Raw genomic sequence first — 17058 nt, forward strand, 5'->3', positions numbered from 1 at the left:
AAAAATTGATAAAAAATTAAAATATTTGACAAAAATAAGCAAAAATTAACAATAAACTCTTTTATTTGTTCTTGATTGGAAATTTAATTTCAGGTTATATTAGCACTCAGTTAAGGTAGTTGCTAATAATCAAAAAAACAAAAATAAAAAAGGAGGGAGGATATGAAGATTAAGCCACTCAAAGACAGAGTAGTTGTAAAATTCTCATCTGAAGAACTTGAAAAAACCCCAGGAGGAATTTATGTGCCTGACGTAGCAAAGGAAAAACCACAGAAAGGCACTGTTGTTGAAATTGGTTCTGAGGTAAAAGAAGTAAAAGTAGGTGACACAGTTCTTTTTGACAAGTATGCAGGATCAAAAATTAAAGTTGATGATGTAGAGTATTTAATCATTAAAGAAGAAGAAATACTTGGAATAGTAGAAAAATAAAAAAGGAGGGGATGATATGGCAGCAAAGCAGTTAATATTTGGTGATGCAGCAAGACAGTCTATTCTTAAAGGTGTTACACTCCTTACTGATGCTGTAAAAGCAACATTGGGACCAAGAGGAAGAAATGTAGTAATTGAGAGAAAATTCGGTTCTCCCAATGTAACAAAAGACGGTGTCACAGTTGCAAAAGAGATAGACCTTAAAGAGCCCTTTGAAAACATGGGAGCTCAGCTTGTTCGTGAAGTTGCTTCAAAAACATCTGATGTTGCTGGTGACGGAACAACAACAGCAACAGTATTAGCCTATGCTATTTACAAAGAAGGTCTTAAATATGTTTCAGCTGGTGCCAATTCAATGGACCTCAAAAGAGGAATTGACAAAGCAGTTGAAGCAGTTGTTGAGGAACTTAAAAAAATCTCAAAGCCTGTTGTAGATAAAAAAGAAATTGCTCAGGTTGGAACTATCTCTGCAAACAATGATGTTTCCATAGGTGAGTTGATTGCTGAAGCAATGGACAAGGTTGGGAAAGACGGTGTTATAACTGTTGAAGAAGCAAAGGGAATGGCTACAACCCTTGATATAGTAGAAGGAATGCAATTTGACAGAGGATATATTTCACCTTATTTCATTACTGACCCAGAAAGACTTGAGTGCGTTCTTGAAGATGCTTTTGTTTTAATCCATGATAAAAAAATATCAACTATGAAGGACTTACTCCCAATTCTTGAGCAGATTGCAAGAATGGGTAGACCGCTTCTCATTATTGCAGAAGATGTTGAAGGTGAGGCACTTGCAACATTGGTTGTAAACAAACTCAGAGGAGTACTTCAGGTTTGTGCTGTCAAAGCACCAGGATTTGGAGAAAGAAGAAAAGCAATGCTTGAAGACATAGCTATTCTGACTGGTGGAACAGTTATTTCTGAAGACATAGGCCTCAAACTTGAGAATGTCAAAGTTGAAGACCTCGGCAAAGCAAAGAAAATAATTATTGACAAAGATAACACAACAATTGTTGAAGGGGCTGGTGATCCACAAAAGATTCAGGCAAGAATCAAGCAGATAAAGGTTCAGATAGATGAAACTACTTCAGATTATGACCGCGAAAAACTTCAGGAAAGACTTGCAAAACTTGCAGGCGGAGTTGCAAGAATAAATGTTGGTGCAGCCACTGAAGCGGAAATGAAAGAAAAGAAAGCAAGAGTAGAAGATGCATTAAACGCGACAAGAGCTGCTGTTGAAGAAGGAATTGTTCCTGGTGGTGGAGTAGCGCTTCTGAGATGTCAAAAAGCATTAGAAAAAATAAAATTTGAAAATCATGACCAACAACTTGGAGCTGAGATAGTTAAAAAAGCTCTTGAGGAACCAATAAAGCAGATTATAGCAAATGCAGGAGTTGAAGCTACCCTGATTGTTGAGAAAGTCAAAGAGAATAAGAATATCAATTATGGATATGATGCTTATGCAGAAAAGTTTGTTGATATGATGGAGGCTGGAATTATAGACCCAACAAAAGTTACAAGAACAGCTCTCCAGAATGCTGCTTCTGTGGCAGGCTTAATGCTTACAACAGAGGTTCTTGTAGCTGAAATTCCTGAAGAGGAAAAGAAACCTCCAATGCCATCACCTGATATGTATTAATTTTCTCGCCAATTTACAGAGGAGCAGACATCAATTGTCTGCTCCTTTTTTTCTTGAAAAACCGCACATTTTATTGTAATATTCAATTGATGAAAATTCTTTTAGTGGAAGATGACAGAGTACTTGGCGAAAGCCTTGAAGAATATCTAAAGCTTGAAAACTTTGAAACTCTTTGGCTATGGGATGAACGAAAACTTCCCAATGTGCTAAATGTCTATGAATTTGATGTAATTGTGATTGATTTAATATTAAATTACAGTCGCGGTGAAGATTTAATAACATTTATACGAGAAAAAGGAATAAAAACACCAATTCTTATATTAACAGCAAAAAAAAGAGTTGAAGATAAAGAAACATGCTTTTTAAGAGGTGCTGATGACTATCTTACCAAACCTTTTGAACCAAAAGAGCTTGTTTTGAGGCTATTAGCACTAAGCAAAAGGAAGCATATAGACAGTATGATAAACATAGGTGATATCAGTATTAATATTGATACAAAAATTATTTTAAAGGGAAGTAAAGAAATAAAACTTTCAAAAACCGCATGGGACTTATTAACATTGTTTGTAAAAAGAAAAGGAGAGATAATTGATAAAGAAACAATTTTAAACTATGTATGGGGTGGGAAAGCAGTAGGCGAAGAAGTTATAAGAGCATATATAAAAGAGTTAAGAAAAGTGCTTCCAGAAGGAACTATTCAGAACTATAAAGGAAGAGGATATAAATTAAGTTGAGATTTCAAACAAAAATATTTATTCTATTTCTGTTTTCAGCAGTGATTATCTTTTCTACGATAAACTTCATAACAATCTACTTTTTTAAGGAAGAATATATTAAATTTGAAAATGAATTTACCTCTATCTATCAGGATATTTTAAAACACGGTAAAAACCACCCTCTCCCGCCTTATTTGAAAAGATACGGAGATGAAATAATTATTGATAAAACATACTATGAAGAGAGATTTGCGAGATACTCCAAAACAGTGCTTATTTGGGAAGCTTTATTTATTTTGATTTTAAGCTTTCTTTTCTATAAAGTTTTAGTTTTAATAAACAAAAAAGAAATAGAGCATGAAGAATTCTTAAAATTTCTCTTTTTTGTTTTATCTCATAAAATTGGAAATTTTCTCTCTGTAATGAAAACAAATATAGAAATATTAAAACTTAAACCTGAACTGAGAGTTCTTGAAAGAATTGAAAATAGTTGCAATCTTATTGATGATGAAATAAAGAAATCCATGGAGGCAATAAAGAAGCTACCCAAAATATCAAAAAGCAGACAGACAGTTAATTTGAATGAGGTAGTAAACAAAACGGTTTCAAAGTTTGTGACTGATAAAAAAGTAATCTTTACTTCAAGACAACTTTTTCTTGATATAAATCCTGAAGCATTTGAAACAATAATTTTCCTTCTTCTTGACAATGCCTTCAGATACTCCCGAAGCAAAGTGCACATAAAAATTTGCAGTGACGTAATTGCCATAAGAAATGATTTCTCAGAGATTCTTAAAGGTTCAGGAATAGGATTACAAATAGTTGAATATCTATGCAGGATACATAAATTCTCTATTAAATATAGAGCTAAGGGAGAGCATTTCCTAACTATTTTAAAGTTTCTATAAAGATACAGATTACACCATCTTTCAAAGCTTGTAAAGGGGCATTTTAAGCCTGATAAGTTTTCTCTTGATGGTTTCTACTTCTTATTATTTCTAAATCGGCATTAATATCAACAATTAAGGCTCCCATATCATCCCCTCTCTTTCAATCCTATCCTGCGAGGAATTTTCTCATTTTTTAAAGGAGAAGATCCATTGGGATGATTCTCTTCAATTTAATAGCCTCGATTTTGATAAATTAAATTTACTCTGTGTGATATAATTATATATGCCGGAGATTTCAAAAAATCAGAAAAATCAAATAATTCACTTGCTCAAAACTCTTCTTCACAATGAAGAAAAGGTAGTTTTTGCCTATCTTTATGGTTCTTTTATTGAGCAAACCTTTTTCAATGATATTGATATAGCAATTTATTGCTCAGAAATAGAATCAGTATTCAACTTTCAGGCAGACATGAAAATTAAAATTTCTAATGAATTAATAAATGCAGGGATAGACATAGCTCCAGATTATATTGATTTAAGAGTAATTAACAATGCTCCCTATGACTTTCTAATTGAAGTTCTTGATAGAGGTGTTCTAATTGTGGACAAAAACCCGGAATTAAGAACAAATCTTATTGAAAAAGTATCACTCAATTATCGTATAAATCAAATAGTCCTCAATGAGTTTTATAGGTAAATAATGAATATTGATGTAAAGAGAATTTCTCAATATATTTATGAAATCAAAGAGAATACAGACGATATAAAATCAATACTTGAAGATTTCTCTCCTGAAGAAATTTTAAATAATAAAAGGATTCTTAAAGCTTTAAAGTTTAGTCTTGTTGAGATTGCTGAATCAATCTCTCTAACAATCCAGCACATACTTGCAAAAAATTACGGTATCCCTGTAAAAGGCTATATTGATACAATCAAAAAAGCCAGAGAAAAAAATATAATTGATGAATCTATATATGTCTCTCTTAAGCCTTTTTTTGATTTCAGAAATATCTTGATTCACAGATACTGGCAAATTGATGACTCTCTGCTTCTTAAGAATGTAAAGGAAAATTTAGAAAGTTTCTATCAGTTTATAGAAACAATCAGAGAAAAATTCATCAAATAAATCTCTCACACAACTTTCACAATTTTTTGATGTTTTTTTGCTAAACTATACTCAGCTAAAAAAGGAGGCTTAAAATGAGAGTCCGTGTAGCTTTTTTATTGGTTTTTCTTTTTATATTATCCCCTGCCCTGTCAATTGCTGTTGATGAACTTTATCTTACAGGGAAAGTAATTAATTATGAACCAGATACTGGCAAAATAAAGATAGATGTTCTAAGCAGTTCATGTAAAGGTGTTAGAGAGTTCTGGGCTGAAAAGGGTCTTTCAAAGGATTTACTCATCAACAAAGTCATCAGTTTCGGAATTGATTCAAATCATTGTGATAAATTTAAAATACATAAAATACGAACACCTCTTTTGAATTGAGGTTATCATGAGAAAATTGTTTTTCTTTATTTTTCTATTTTTCATTTCTCTTTTGATCAAGGATCATCCTACAGTAGAATCAATTGATATGGCAGATTACTGCTATGTTCCTCCCTCAATTGGACAGATTGCTTCTCCAAATGTTCTATTTGTAATAGATGTCAGTGGTTCAATGTCATGGTGTGCCTATAATCCTAAAACTGACAGAGAGGACTGCTGTGGCACAAGCACAGGCTGTGGATGGACATATAAAGGAACAGAGGAAGGATACTTTAATCCTGATAAACTATATGAAAGACAATTTATATCTATTCCAAATGTGGGTAATGGATATGTATGGGTAGAAACAACAGGAACTGAAACAACATGCCCCAAAAGAGCATACGATATTGATACATCCAAGAAATATAAAGGTGCATGTCTCAATTTCATATATATGACAAGAGTTGACCTTGTAAGATGGGCAATAACAGGAGGAAAACTTAGCTCTTGCACCTCAAATGATCCAAAAAAATGTGACCCAGAGCTCTACGGACAACCAGCTGCCAATCTCAGCTGTGACAGCAGTGGCTGTTTTCTTGAATCAGAATCAGGAATAAAGGTAAAAGTTCCCTGGACAAGAATATATGATAGCCTCACCTTTCAGTTCAGAAGTTTGACTTTACAGCCAAGACTTGGGGTAATGTTTTACAGCGGAACAGGAGTCAGAAGCAACAAAGTACATGTTGGTGATTTTACTTCAAGTGCCAGTTTTGATGGAGTTAATCCCTACAAAAATTTAATTGCTGCCATAAACTATGAGTCACCATCAGGTGCAACTCCCACTGCTCCTGCTTTATGGGATGCCTATAACTATTTTGCCCAGAATAGCCCGAAATATGGAGGGTTTACTCCCCAAAGTGGTAGTGGAGACCAATGGCGTAATCCCATGTATCAATGTGTTGATGAAGATAACAACGGAGTCTGTCAGGGAAGTGAACTTAAGCTTGTTCCCTGTGCAAAAAACTTTGTAATACTTCTTACTGACGGGCAGTGGAATTACGGTGGATATCCCGTTACCTCAACATGTAAGATAGACACAGGATATGAAGCAAATTCAGCAGATCCTGTTGTCCCTGCTTATTGGCTTCATAAAAAAGGTTTTACTAATGCACCAACAGGAATTTCTTCCTATGTGGAAGCAGTTTACGGAATAGGTCTCTGGCTTGGAGGCACTGGAGAAAAATCTTTAAAACAGGTTGCCATGTATGGAGCCTTTGACAGAACAAAAACATGGCCCGATGCTTTAAGTAGTTATCCCCAAACAAGCTGTAGTTATGTTGATGACTGCTGTTCAACAACTAACTGCGGGAAAGGCAGTTCCTGTGCAACTCTTCCAACATCTTCTTCTGACTGGGATAAAGATGGAGATGGAAAACCCGATACTTTTTATTCAGCCTCTGATGCAACTGAAATAAAGGAAGCAGTGAAAACCGCCATATTTGATATTCTCCGCCGCGCATCCTCAGGTTCTACTGTTGCAACTCTTGCTTCAAGAACTGGAATATCAAGCCTTGTTATTCAGCCATATTTTTATCCCAAGTATCAGAGGGAAGATGGTACAGAACTTGGATGGCTTGGATTTTTACGAAGTTTCTGGATTGATCTTAGTCAAAACCTTAGAGAGGATACAGTTGAAAAATTTATTCTCAATATTTTGAATACCATTGATAAAATATTCCAGTTTGTTATAGTTGATGACCAGACAAAAACAGCGGTGCTACAGGGTGGAACTGATACATGTCAGCTTCAAGAGGTAAAAGAAATATCTGAGCTTAAAGCAGTTTTTGACAGCGGTTGCTGGCTTGCAAACATAGATACTTCCTCAAGAAACATAAAATACAATAAAAACGGAGTCCTGACAGATTTCACCACCACAGAGGCATCTACACTTGCTACAGTATGGCAGAGCATTGACTCAACAGTGGATTCAACAAAAGCAGGCTGTATAATAAGATATCTAAGAGGCGAGGATTTGTCAGGTGACGCCACATGTAAAACCCTTTCCTATGTTCAGAGACCAAGAGAACTGAATATACAATCATTCTGTGGGATAAATCAAACAAAAACATGGAAGCTTGGGGATATAATCCATTCTACTCCATCAGTTGTCTCTGATCAGCCTGTTAATATCTATCACATAAAATACGGAGATAGTACATATGCAGAATTTATAAGACAGGATAGTTATAAAAATCGTCCATCATTAACTTTTGTAGGCGCAAACGATGGAATGCTTCATGCATTCAGAGTAGGAACAATTGTAAATCAGGCAAATCTTGAAAAACCTTCAAAACTACAAAATTCACCTACTGATACAGGAACTGATAAAATTGGAAGGGAAGAATGGGCATTCATTCCAAAGAATGCTATACCCTATCTTATATGGTACGGAAAATCCGACTACTGTCATGTTCCAACTGTTGATTACAGAACCCTTGTTGTTGATGCAAAGGTGGATGGGACATGGAAAACTCTTCTTGTAGGAGCCATGGGATTTGGGGGAAAAGCCTTAAGTAGTTATTCATCAAGTGTCTTTGTTCTTGATATTACAGACCCTTTAAATCCTTCTCTCTTATGGGAAAAATCCCTTGATGATCAAACTCTTACGCTTTCTTTTCCTGCTGTCACAAAAATTGGCAGTAGCTGGTATGTGGTTACAGGAACAGGACCGAGCAGCCCTGATGGAACAAGCTTTTCTTCTTCCACAAAAATATATTTTTTAAACATTAGAGATGGAACATTAGCAAAAGATTTTACACTTTCTCTATCAAGCAATATCTATGCTGCAACTGGAGATATAATGCCTGTTGATGTTGATTTTGATTATTCTGATGATGCGATTTATTTCGGGCTGTATGGATTAAAAAGCGGGAAAACCTGGGGCATGTTTTACAGAATTGTTGTTAAAAATGGACTTGCCTCGGCAACTGTCTCAAAGGCAATAGATCTTGAAACATTCAAAACTTCAACATATAATGAAGCTCCTCCTGTCTTTGCTGCTTCCACATTTACAAAGGATGAATATGGCAATCTCTGGGTTTTCTTTGGAACAGGAAGATATCTTGCTCAGGCAGACAAAACCATTGCCTATAAAAACTATCTTATAGGATACAAAGACCCATGCTGGGATGGCTCCTGTTCAAATACTTATTCAAAAACTAACCTTACAGATACAACTTCAGTCACCGTTCAGGCAACAGTTACAGAGATTAAAAAACTATGCTCCTGTTCAGGTAGTTCCTGCGGGCTTGTGGATGTTGTGTATGATACAACACCTATAAGTTCAATTCAAGAAGTAACCCGCGGATGGTATTATGAGCTTACAGGAGAAGCAATAATAAGCCAGCCTGCCATATTTGGCGGAGTATTAGATGCTTTAAGCTTTGCTCCTCCTTCAAATATATGCGCCTATGAAGGAAATTCAAATCTTCTTGCCTTATATTATAAATCAGGTACCGCCTATCCAAGACCTGTTGTGCTTTCAAGTCTGGCAACAAGTGGAACTCAAGGAACTGTAACTGTATATCCGAAGATTTCTCTTGGCAGAGGTGTGCCTCCCTTGGGAAATCCATTTCAGATAACAACTGGAATAAGCTCAAGGGAGTATACAAAGTTTATTCAGGTATCAGCTGGGATTGTGCTTAGAGTGGAACAACAGGTAGCTACAGGATATGAAAGCAGGTTTATTTCATGGATAGAAAAATAGCAGGTTTCAGCATTCTTGAGCTTTTAATAATCATAGCAATTCTGTCAATTCTCATGTATGTTGGTGTTTCCCAGTATACAAAATATAAAGCAGACAGAGAACTCATGAGACAGGCAAATATGCTCACAGATGAAATAAGCTGGATAAAATCTCAATCAATTTCTAAAGAACCCTATGGAATAGTAGTCAATATAGGTAGTTATACAATATTTAAAGATTCAGACGGAAACTGTAACTTTAATAATGCTGAGACTGTTAAATCTCAGAGTTTTATTTCTGGAATAACTGCCACTGTTTCTCAGACATTGGTTTTTGATAGAAAAGGATATCCAAGAACTATAACATGCGCGCTGGGAGTAAGTAGCATCACCTTAAAAAACATTAATAATAATCAAAAAATAATAGAAATAAGCAAATATGGAAGAACTCAAATTAAATAATAAAGGTTTCACTCTTATTGAACTTCTTATTGCAATGCTCATTGTACTTATTGTAATGCTTGGTCTTTTAAAAGGAATTCTTGAATATAACAAATTTTCAATAAGAGCAAAAATGAAAGACAAAGCAACGGAAATAGCGAAACAGTTTACAGCTTATATTGAAAGTCTTCCTTATGTAAGTGATGGAAGCGGAATTCAATCAATACTTTATGCAAATAATTCTTCATGGAATAATGTAATCTGTAATTCAACATCTTGCAGTTTTTTTGAAAGTGAGACAGATTTTTACAATATAGGTTCACCTACAGGAACGAACCCAATTGACGGACTTTCTTCAAAATTAAGACTGTATCCTTCATCTAATAATGTAAATGCACAATGTAGCTGTAGTGGTAGTAACTGTCCAAGCACTCTTCCTGTATGCACATATGAAGGATTTTCAGGCAAAAAAATATACTTAGCTGTGAATATTGCAAGAATAATTGATGATTATGGCAGAGAAACAGGTAAAGCAGCTTCAGTTATGGTGTGGTATTTTGAGCCATTTACAAATACTCTTAAGCAGATGACTTCCGTAGTAATTAAGGAAAAAAGATGAAAAGAGGTTATTCAATTGTTGAAATACTAATTGTAATTGCAATCATGGGTATTTTAGCAGCAGGCATTCTTTCTGCATATAGATTCATAGCAAAGGAAAATGTAACTAAGCATATCGTTGCAAAACAGGAAGCTGATGTAGGAGTTCTTATTAATCAGCTTTTAAAGGATGTTGAATCTGCAGGATTTGGAGTGGACGTTGATAATTTGACTTCAACAACAATAACATCAGGAATTTTAAAGTTTCCTTCATTAGCCTCAAGAGAAGAAATATGGTCAGGATGCTGGGCGGTTTTAGACAATGGTAGCTTAACAATAAAAAGTAAAAACTTTATGGGACAGGACTGCGAATTTCCCAGTGCCTGGTACATTATTCTTGACTCTATAACTAAAAAAAATTTATGCCCTTCAACTCTTGACTATCTATGCAATGATTTAACAGGTATGAGTGGCTTAGGTTTTTATGCTACAACAAATAATGATTATAAATATCCTCAATCTTTTATGGTTAGTTATAGCCTTACACAGACAAACTTACCGAAGGAATGTGCACAGGGAACATATAATCTTATCAAAACAACTGGGACATCAGGATATGCAGGCTATCAGGCAAATCAACCAATTATTTCATGTGTTTTACCAAATGGTTTCAAAGTGAGAGCAGGTATACAAAGTGGTGGTTCAATTATTTATCAGGATTCAGTTTCTTCTTCAGATATTCAAAGTCATAACCTTAAACTATTCCGTATCTGTCTTATTCTTCAGGTTGGTGGAAAGCAGGATACTGTAACAACCAAGCCGCAGTTCAGTACAGACTGTGGAGGAGGACCAACCATAGATAGCACGTGGTGGAATAATATAGGGAGGTGGTATAGATGGAAGGTAATAGAGCAGGATATTCAATTAAGAAACTATCAATAAACAATAGAGGAATCTCTCTTTTTTCTGCTATATTGATTGCACTTTTTGCATTGTTAGCACTTGCAGGACTTTATTTTGCCCTTACAAAACTTTTAGGAACTTCACAGACAATAAAAACATACGCTTCAGTTCGTGATGCAGCAGTTGGTGGGATTCATCATGCTGTAATAATGATTCAATCTGGTTCATTTAACGAATATAGCGTTGGAGAATGCACATCAAGTCCTATTGAACTTAAGTTCAAGCTTTACGGAAGTAATACGCTTTTTAGAAATAATATAACTGTATGCCTCAATGCATATAAAACTCCTCCAGGATATGAAATAACAGGAGTAGCATATTCAAAGTTTGGTGCAGGATATAAAGGTTTTATTTATACCATAATCTCAGAAGCAGAAGGACCTGAAAGTACTCATTCCCGTATAGAAGCTGTTTATGCAAGATAGTTCAGATTATGCCCCTGCTGAATTTTTGCAAACAGGGTTAATCAATAATTCCAAAAAGCAATATATTAATATTGATCTTACAGTTTGTTTTAACTTCTTGAGAAAAATAAAAACTTAAATTACTCCTAATGCTTTACCAACTTTTTTGAACGCTTCAAGGACTCTATCAAGATGCTCATCTGTATGAGTTGCCATATAACTTGTTCTTATAAGAGCTTTTCCAGGAGGAACAGCTGGAGATACAGCCACATTGGCAAATACTCCTTCTTCTTGAAGCATCATAACAAATTTAAATGCCAGTTCGTCTTCTCCAACAATTACTGGAATTATTGGTGTTTCTGCTACTCCGATATCAAATCCAAGTTCTTTAAATCCTTTAAGCATCTTATTTGTATTTTTCCACAGTTGTTCCCTGCGTTCTGGCTCACTTTCAATTATGTCTATAGCTGCAGAAACCGCAGCTACTGATGCAGGTGGCGGGCTTGCACTGAAAATAAAAGACCTTCCAAAGTGTTTGATATAGTTTATAACATCCTTTTGTCCTGCAATAAACCCTCCAATTGATGCAAGAGATTTGCTGTATGTTCCCATTATCATATCAACTTCATTTTCAAGTCCGAAATGTTCAGCAGTTCCACGACCTGTTACTCCAAGCACTCCTATTCCATGAGCATCATCAACCATAAGCCTTGTACCATATTTTTTGCATAAAGCTACAACTTCTGGAAGTTTAACTATATCTCCTTCCATACTAAATACTCCATCAACTACTACAAGCCTGGGCTTCCCTTCAGATTCTTTAAGAATTCTTTCCAAATCATCAATGTCATTGTGCTTATATCTTTTAACTTCACCAAAGGAAAGACGACATCCATCAACAATACTTGCATGATCCATCTTATCAATAATTACTACATCATCCTTTCCAATTAATGATGAAATTACTCCAAGATTTACCTGAAATCCTGTTGTAAATATTAAAGCAGCTTCTTTTCTCATGAATCTTGCCAATTTTTCCTCAAGTTCCACATGAATATCAAGCGTTCCATTTAAAAACCTGGAACCTGCGCATCCTGTTCCATATTTTTTAATAGCATTGATTGCAGCCTCTTTAACCTTTGGATGATTGGTAAGCCCAAGATAGTTGTTTGAGCCTATCATAATCATCTTTTTACCATTCATTATTACTTCAGGACCTTGGGCAGACTCAATTACCCTGAAGTATGGATAAACTCCTATTTTTTGAAGTTCATATGCTATTGTAAATTTAAAACATTTTTCAAATACATCTTTTTTCATATCCATTGATTCATTCTGTACCATTTTGCGGTCCATTCCATCCCTTCCTTTAACTTAGTTTTTGTTTTAAAACCGAGCAATTGCTCAGCTTTTTGTGTATCACAAACCCAGCAGGGCTGAACAAGCTCTTTGAGTTTATCGCTATTTATTATACTTTTTTTATCAAATTTTTGAAATACTCTTATGAAAAACATTCCGATTCCCTTAGGAATTTTAATTTTGACAGGTCTTTTACCTACTGCATCAGAGATAGCCTCAACTATCTGATGAGTGTCATATGGCTGAGATTCAGCAATAAAAAAAGTTTCACCAACTGCTTTTTCACTCTTTGAAGCAGTAATAATGCCATTGACAAGGTCATTCACATAAATCATTGAATAGATGGCTTCTGTAAGATATAAAACCACCCCCACCTTAATCATTTTAAAAAATGTAAGAAAATCACTATCTCTTGGTCCATAAACAGCAGGTGGCCTTATTATTGTAATCGGAAGTCTATCTTTAAAAAATTCCACTGCTTTTTCTCCCATTAATTTGCTTTTTCCATATTCTGATATAGGTGCAGGTTCTGTTTTTTCATCAACAGGTTTTCCATCTCTGCATGGTCCTACAGCTGCAAGACTGCTTACATGAACAAATCTTTTAAGAGAAGGATTCCTCTCAGCTACTACTTCTACAAGATTTTTTGTACCAAGATAATTTGATTGAAAAAATTCTTCAGGATGGGTTGCTTTTGTAATTCCTGATAAATTAAAAATGTAATCAAAATCCCACCTAATTTTTTCAATGGTTTCTTTCTGAGAACAATCTCCCTGAATTATCTTTACATTCAATCCCTGAAGGAAACGAAGCTTCAAAGGATTCCTTACAATACAATAAACGTCAAAATTTTCATTCAAAAGAGCCTCTGTCAGATGACTTCCTATAAAACCCGTTGCACCAGTAATCAGAACTTTCAATTAGCTCTCCTTACTTTGAGAGTTAGCCCTTTTACTTCTTCTACTATAATTTCCTCATCTTTTTTTATTTCTTCATCTGATACAGCTTGCCAGAGTTCTCCATGCACCATAACCATTCCCCTGTGTCTGTCAATATCAGTTTTTGCTATGCCTTTTAAGCCGATGAGTTCTTCAACTCCTGTAACAGGTTTTCTTTTATGTGCTTTATAAGCAAGCCTTAACAAAACTCCAAAAAATAAGGCTGTAACAAGCGTTACAGGAATAATAACTGAAAGAGAAAGCTTGAATAAAGGATTTGCTGTATCAAAAAGCATTATTGAACCGAGTATAAAACATATTACTCCTCCAAGTGTTAGCAGTCCATGAGATGTAAATTTGAGCTCAAGAATAAATAAAATTACTCCAAGAAGAATAAGTCCTGCTGCTGCGTAGTTTATTGGAAGAGTTTGTAAACTGTAAAAAGCAAGGATTAAAGAAATCGCACCAATTACACCTGGGAGTATTGCTCCCGGATTGCTCAGTTCAAATATAATCCCATATATCCCGATCATCAAAAGAATATAAGCAATATTAGGGTCACTTATAAAGTTAAGGAGTTTTTCTCTAAAGTTCATTTCAATTTTATTTATTTTTGCAGTCTTTGTATTTAAAGTAACTTCACCCCGTACTGTTTTTACTTTCATGCCGTTTATGTCTTTCATAAGACTATTTAAATCATCAGCAATTAAATCTATTACTTTAAGTTTCAATGCCTCTGTTTCAGTGGATGATATACTTTTCCTTACTGCTTGCTCAGCCCATTCAATGTTTCTTCCTCTTTGTTTTGCAATTGATTTAATATATGCAACTGCGTCATTTGTTATTTTTTCTGCCATTGTTTTATCCATTTTTTCTCCACCCATAGCAACAGGATGAGCTGCACCTATATTCGTACCTGGAGCCATTGCAGCTATATGAGCAGCAAGTGTTATAAAAGCACCTGCACTTGCAGCACGAGCACCTTTAGGTGAAACATACACAACAATCGGGATTTGAGAGTTAAGCATCTCTTTAATTATGCTTCTCATTGATGTATCAAGTCCTCCTGGTGTATCAAGCTGGATTATAACTGCCTCTGCATTTTGTTCATGGGCTTTTTGTATTCCCTTTATTGTGTATTCTGCATGAGGTGGATTTATAACCCCATTTACTGTAAGAACAATTATCTCTTTTGCATAAACGGATGTAGAAAGAAAAGAGATTAACAGGCAAATAAAATATTTTATCAAAGATAATAAATGTTTATTTAGTAACTCTCTATTTGCCATGAAGAATTATAACAAACTTTTAATTTTTTCTTTTAATAAAACAATTGCCTTGTCTGTAAAGTCTTTGTCAATAAATCCCAAGCTTGTTGGAATTTCAAATACTCTTTTGGGTAAACTCAGGTTATCAATATCAAAGCCGCATTTAATTTTAAATCTATATTTATCAGCATAAATTTCTCTTCCAATTTCTGAAAGCTCCTCTTCACTAAAGCCAAATCCCGATAGTTTTAAACACTTATGAATCACATCGGAAGTATATATTTCTCTTGCAAAAAAACATATAACAAGACTTGACAGTATCTGCCTCCATTGTTCTTCTTTAATAATTCTTTCCACTAACTCCTCTACAGTTTTTTGAGTTGTCATTGCTTCTCTGTCAATTGCATATCCAGCGCTGTCAAGATGACTATGCCTTGCCCCAAAGAGATAACCAATATGAGCACCATAACCAGTGTGATATCCTGGCATCTCATTTTTACCATAGGTAAGAGCGAAATCTTTTCCACCATATTTGGATGATGTATAGTCAATGCCTCTTCTCAAATCGTTGAAAAGTTCATTATTGCTGTAGACAATTTTTCTTATGAGTTCTACATAGCATTCTGTGTTTCCCCATTCAGGAACAATTCCATCAGTCATAGTTTCATTTATGATACCTTTTTCAAAAGCTTCTGTAATCCAGGCTAAAATAACACCTGTTGATATAGCGTCAAGTCCCATATCTTCTACAGCTTCAATAAGTTTTAATACATCTTCAGAAGAAGTTATTCCAAGCATTGAGCCAAGAGCATAAATTAATTCGTAATCATATGAAAGATAAACCGTTCTATAAAAGTATGGTTCATCTTCATAGGGTTTTCGTAAAGTAGCTAAATGAATACAAGCAACAGGGCAGTGAGAGCAAGCAACTCGCCTACCGAGATGTTTTTCTGCAAAAGACTCACCAGATATGTTTTCAATTTTTTCAATTTCATTTGTTAAAAGATTTTTTATAGGAATCCCTTTTGAAAAACTAAGCGGAAGAATATTAGCAGGCGTACCAAGTTCATGATATTTCTTCATTTTTTCCGATTCAGCAAGTTGCAATAATAACTCTCCATAAAGTTGTTTGTATTCTTTAAAGTTTGTTACATATAGGTCTCTTTTGCCTGATATAACAACAGCTTTCAAATTTTTACTCCCGAATACAGCGCCCAATCCCAGTCTCCCAAAATGTCTGTAAGTTTCAAGTGTAACGCAGGAATAACTTATCAGTTTTTCACCTGCTGGACCTATTCTCATTATTGTTCTGAGACCTGCACCTGGCTCTTGCCTTCTTATAAGACTCCCAACTGATAATCCTTCTTTTAACCCCCATAAAGTTGTAGCATCTCTAAAATATACTTTGTCTGAATGGATAGCAATATAGCATGGTCGTTCACTTTTTCCTTTTATAACTATTGCTCCATATCCTGCCATTCTTATAGCAATTGCACTTCTGCCTCCTGCATGAGATTCACCAAGATTTCCTGTATGAGGAGACTTAAACATGGCAACTGTTTTTGATGCTATCGGAAAAAGTCCATTTAATGGTCCCACAGCAAAGATTATAGGATTATCAGGAGAAAATGGGTCTATATCATTGGGACAGTTTTCATGCAAAAGCCTTATTGCAACACCTGTTCCACCAATATATTTTGTAAAAAGTTCAGGTCTTTCCTCAATCCAGAACTTTTTCTTTGTAAGGTCAATGTATAGAACTCTATTTAAAGGATCTTCTTTAATCATTTTCTTACAAACTCCAGAACTTTATAATGGCAGCTTTTAGCACACTCTCCACATTGAATACATATAACAGGCTTATTTTTCCCATTATTCCATCCTATTGCATCAAGAATACAGGCTTTGACACAGTAACCACATCCTGTGCATCTTTCTTCTTTAAGCAAAACTCCTCCTGTTTTTCTTACAATCAATGCATCTTCTGGACAAGCACGAGCACATGGAGGGTCATCACAACCTCGGCATACAAATACTGAAAAACCTCTTGAGATTCCACCCTGAGAACGCACCTTTATACAAGAACTTTCAAGTCCAGCAGCCTGATGTGCCCTTCCGCAGGCAAACATACAGATAAGGCATCCAACACATTTTTCATTATCCTTCACGAAAACAGGCATAATGAAATTATAACATG

General features: G+C 35.0%; 17 protein-coding genes. 12 read left to right on the top strand and 5 right to left on the bottom strand.

Annotation, left to right across the window (positions count from 1 at the left end; translation table 11 throughout):
• Positions 1 to 162: 162 nt before the first annotated feature.
• The 12 genes from groES (at position 163) to FLY87_RS07675 (ending at position 11317) form a co-directional block, all read left to right on the top strand.
• Positions 163 to 429 (top strand): co-chaperone GroES, encoded by a 267-nt coding sequence (gene groES / locus FLY87_RS07620; RefSeq protein WP_012546861.1) that lies wholly within the window; start codon positions 163 to 165, stop codon positions 427 to 429.
• A 16-nt stretch (positions 430 to 445) separates the two neighbouring features.
• Complete coding sequence (groL, locus tag FLY87_RS07625) at positions 446 to 2068, top strand: chaperonin GroEL (protein WP_028842636.1); 1623 nt, start codon at positions 446 to 448, stop codon at positions 2066 to 2068.
• A gap of 89 nt (positions 2069 to 2157) precedes the next feature.
• Entirely contained in the window at positions 2158 to 2802 is a 645-nt protein-coding gene (locus FLY87_RS07630) for a response regulator transcription factor (protein WP_012546125.1), read from the top strand.
• Complete coding sequence (locus tag FLY87_RS07635) at positions 2799 to 3692, top strand: HAMP domain-containing sensor histidine kinase (protein ID WP_012545894.1); 894 nt, start codon at positions 2799 to 2801, stop codon at positions 3690 to 3692. The genes FLY87_RS07630 and FLY87_RS07635 overlap by 4 nt, the downstream gene beginning before the upstream one ends.
• A gap of 265 nt (positions 3693 to 3957) precedes the next feature.
• Positions 3958 to 4371, top strand: a complete 414-nt coding sequence (locus FLY87_RS07640; protein WP_012545960.1) for a nucleotidyltransferase domain-containing protein — start codon at positions 3958 to 3960, stop codon at positions 4369 to 4371.
• Between the two features lie 3 nt (positions 4372 to 4374).
• Complete coding sequence (locus tag FLY87_RS07645; protein WP_012546800.1) at positions 4375 to 4800, top strand: DUF86 domain-containing protein; 426 nt, start codon at positions 4375 to 4377, stop codon at positions 4798 to 4800.
• A 74-nt stretch (positions 4801 to 4874) separates the two neighbouring features.
• The gene (locus tag FLY87_RS07650) at positions 4875 to 5165 is read left to right on the top strand and encodes a hypothetical protein (RefSeq protein ID WP_012546168.1); all 291 of its coding nucleotides are present in this window, start codon (positions 4875 to 4877) and stop codon (positions 5163 to 5165) included.
• Between the two features lie 7 nt (positions 5166 to 5172).
• Positions 5173 to 8913 (top strand): pilus assembly protein, encoded by a 3741-nt coding sequence (locus FLY87_RS07655; protein ID WP_012545300.1) that lies wholly within the window; start codon positions 5173 to 5175, stop codon positions 8911 to 8913.
• Complete coding sequence (locus FLY87_RS07660) at positions 8898 to 9353, top strand: prepilin-type N-terminal cleavage/methylation domain-containing protein (protein WP_012544961.1); 456 nt, start codon at positions 8898 to 8900, stop codon at positions 9351 to 9353. Before FLY87_RS07655 ends, FLY87_RS07660 begins: the two co-directional genes overlap by 16 nt.
• The gene (locus tag FLY87_RS07665; RefSeq protein ID WP_012546114.1) at positions 9331 to 9951 is read left to right on the top strand and encodes a prepilin-type N-terminal cleavage/methylation domain-containing protein; all 621 of its coding nucleotides are present in this window, start codon (positions 9331 to 9333) and stop codon (positions 9949 to 9951) included. Before FLY87_RS07660 ends, FLY87_RS07665 begins: the two co-directional genes overlap by 23 nt.
• Complete coding sequence (locus FLY87_RS07670) at positions 9948 to 10871, top strand: type II secretion system protein (protein ID WP_141266750.1); 924 nt, start codon at positions 9948 to 9950, stop codon at positions 10869 to 10871. Before FLY87_RS07665 ends, FLY87_RS07670 begins: the two co-directional genes overlap by 4 nt.
• Positions 10826 to 11317: a hypothetical protein gene (locus FLY87_RS07675; RefSeq protein WP_012546438.1), complete on the top strand. Its 492-nt coding sequence runs from the start codon at positions 10826 to 10828 to the stop codon at positions 11315 to 11317. Before FLY87_RS07670 ends, FLY87_RS07675 begins: the two co-directional genes overlap by 46 nt.
• A gap of 114 nt (positions 11318 to 11431) precedes the next feature.
• Here the strand turns inward: FLY87_RS07675 and FLY87_RS07680 are convergent, their stop codons facing one another.
• From FLY87_RS07680 to FLY87_RS07700, 5 genes are read right to left on the bottom strand one after another with little or no spacing between them, the layout of a single operon-like run.
• Positions 11432 to 12640, bottom strand: coding sequence for a pyridoxal phosphate-dependent aminotransferase family protein (locus FLY87_RS07680; RefSeq protein WP_239639296.1), 1209 nt, complete (start codon positions 12638 to 12640; stop codon positions 11432 to 11434).
• Positions 12613 to 13575, bottom strand: a complete 963-nt coding sequence (locus tag FLY87_RS07685; RefSeq protein ID WP_028842643.1) for an NAD(P)-dependent oxidoreductase — start codon at positions 13573 to 13575, stop codon at positions 12613 to 12615. Before FLY87_RS07685 ends, FLY87_RS07680 begins: the two co-directional genes overlap by 28 nt.
• On the bottom strand, positions 13572 to 14882 hold the full coding sequence (locus tag FLY87_RS07690; RefSeq protein WP_141266752.1) for a nodulation protein NfeD: 1311 nt from the start codon (positions 14880 to 14882) through the stop codon (positions 13572 to 13574). The genes FLY87_RS07685 and FLY87_RS07690 overlap by 4 nt, the downstream gene beginning before the upstream one ends.
• 6 nt (positions 14883 to 14888) lie before the next feature.
• The gene (locus FLY87_RS07695) at positions 14889 to 16649 is read right to left on the bottom strand and encodes an aldehyde ferredoxin oxidoreductase family protein (protein ID WP_141266754.1); all 1761 of its coding nucleotides are present in this window, start codon (positions 16647 to 16649) and stop codon (positions 14889 to 14891) included.
• The gene (locus tag FLY87_RS07700) at positions 16646 to 17029 is read right to left on the bottom strand and encodes a 4Fe-4S dicluster domain-containing protein (RefSeq protein ID WP_200855674.1); all 384 of its coding nucleotides are present in this window, start codon (positions 17027 to 17029) and stop codon (positions 16646 to 16648) included. The genes FLY87_RS07695 and FLY87_RS07700 overlap by 4 nt, the downstream gene beginning before the upstream one ends.
• Positions 17030 to 17058: the final 29 nt, after the last annotated feature.

Source organism: Thermodesulfovibrio sp. Kuro-1, assembly GCF_006538445.1.
Lineage (GTDB): Bacteria > Nitrospirota > Thermodesulfovibrionia > Thermodesulfovibrionales > Thermodesulfovibrionaceae > Thermodesulfovibrio > Thermodesulfovibrio yellowstonii.